Below are 1,167 nucleotides of genomic sequence, written 5' to 3' on the forward strand. Positions count from 1 at the left end.
CCCGTTCCCATGCCGAACACGGAAGTTAAGCGCTTCAGCGCCGAAAGTAGTTGGGGGTCTCCCCCTGTGAGGATAGGACGTTGCCAGGCGGTTTGTTTTTTTGAAAAAGTTATTGACTTATCTGTCTAGGACATTTAAAATAGGTAAAGTCGATGCAATACTTAATGTGGTCCTGTGGTGTAGTGGTTAACATGCCTGCCTGTCACGCAGGAGATCGCGGGTTCGACCCCCGTCAGGACCGCCATTTTTTAATTTCATATTGGCTTTGTAGCTCAGTTGGTAGAGCAAAGGACTGAAAATCCTTGTGTCGGCGGTTCGATTCCGTCCAAAGCCACCATTTACAGCGCCGGTGTAGCTCAGTTGGTAGAGCATCTGACTTGTAATCAGAGGGTCGAGGGTTCGAATCCTTTCGCCGGCACCATTTTTGCATGGCGGTTGTGGCGAAGTGGTTAACGCACCGGATTGTGATTCCGGCATTCGAGGGTTCAATTCCCTTCAGCCGCCCCATTTTTTAATTAATGAGCCATTAGCTCAGTTGGTAGAGCATCTGACTTTTAATCAGAGGGTCGCAGGTTCGAGCCCTGCATGGCTCACCATTTCTCATTAATTAACTATACTTAAATATTGTGCGGGTGTGGCGGAATTGGTAGACGCGCTAGACTTAGGATCTAGTGTCTTTGACGTGGGGGTTCGAGTCCCTTCACCCGCATCTCCTCAAACTTCATTATGCGGAAGTAGTTCAGTGGTAGAATACGACCTTGCCAAGGTCGGGGTCGCGGGTTCGAATCCCGTCTTCCGCTCCATTTACATGCGGTCGTGGCGGAATCGGTAGACGCGCTAGGTTGAGGGCCTAGTGGTGGTTAACACCGTGGAGGTTCAAGTCCTCTCGACCGCATTTTATATTGCACCCTTAGCTCAGCTGGATAGAGCGTTAGACTACGAATCTAAAGGCCGGGAGTTCGAATCTCTCAGGGTGCACCATTTTAACGGGAAGTAGCTCAGCTTGGTAGAGCACTTGGTTTGGGACCAAGGGGTCGCAGGTTCGAATCCTGTCTTCCCGACCATTTATTTTTTTGGTCTTTGAAAACTGAACGATGAGGCAAAAATAAGTTTTAAATTTTTGAATGAAGCGCAAGCTTCGTCATTTCAAGAGCTATATCAAATTCT

The 1,167-nt window shown here is 48.5% G+C and carries 10 tRNA genes and 1 rRNA gene; all 11 read left to right on the forward strand.

From position 1 onward, the window contains the following. Nucleotides 1-89 (forward strand): 5S ribosomal RNA (rrf, locus tag KNP76_RS15515); the annotation flags it as partial. Nucleotides 90-168: 79 nt separating this feature from the next. After that, nucleotides 169-244: transfer RNA gene (locus KNP76_RS15520), tRNA-Asp, on the forward strand. A gap of 17 nt (nt 245-261) precedes the next feature. Continuing rightward, nucleotides 262-337 (forward strand) — tRNA-Phe (locus tag KNP76_RS15525). Nucleotides 338-345: 8 nt separating this feature from the next. Then, nucleotides 346-421: transfer RNA gene (locus KNP76_RS15530), tRNA-Thr, on the forward strand. Between the two features lie 10 nt (nt 422-431). After that, nucleotides 432-507: transfer RNA gene (locus KNP76_RS15535), tRNA-His, on the forward strand. Nucleotides 508-520: 13 nt separating this feature from the next. Beyond that, nucleotides 521-596: transfer RNA gene (locus KNP76_RS15540), tRNA-Lys, on the forward strand. A gap of 32 nt (nt 597-628) precedes the next feature. Next, nucleotides 629-709: transfer RNA gene (locus KNP76_RS15545), tRNA-Leu, on the forward strand. Nucleotides 710-728: 19 nt separating this feature from the next. Then, nucleotides 729-803: transfer RNA gene (locus KNP76_RS15550), tRNA-Gly, on the forward strand. A gap of 7 nt (nt 804-810) precedes the next feature. Then, a tRNA-Leu gene (locus KNP76_RS15555) sits at nt 811-895 on the forward strand. Nucleotides 896-904: 9 nt separating this feature from the next. Next, nucleotides 905-981 (forward strand) — tRNA-Arg (locus KNP76_RS15560). Nucleotides 982-987: 6 nt separating this feature from the next. Further along, a tRNA-Pro gene (locus tag KNP76_RS15565) sits at nt 988-1,064 on the forward strand. Nucleotides 1,065-1,167: the final 103 nt, after the last annotated feature.

This window comes from Exiguobacterium sp. s150 (assembly GCF_018618435.1).
Lineage (GTDB): Bacteria > Bacillota > Bacilli > Exiguobacteriales > Exiguobacteriaceae > Exiguobacterium > Exiguobacterium alkaliphilum.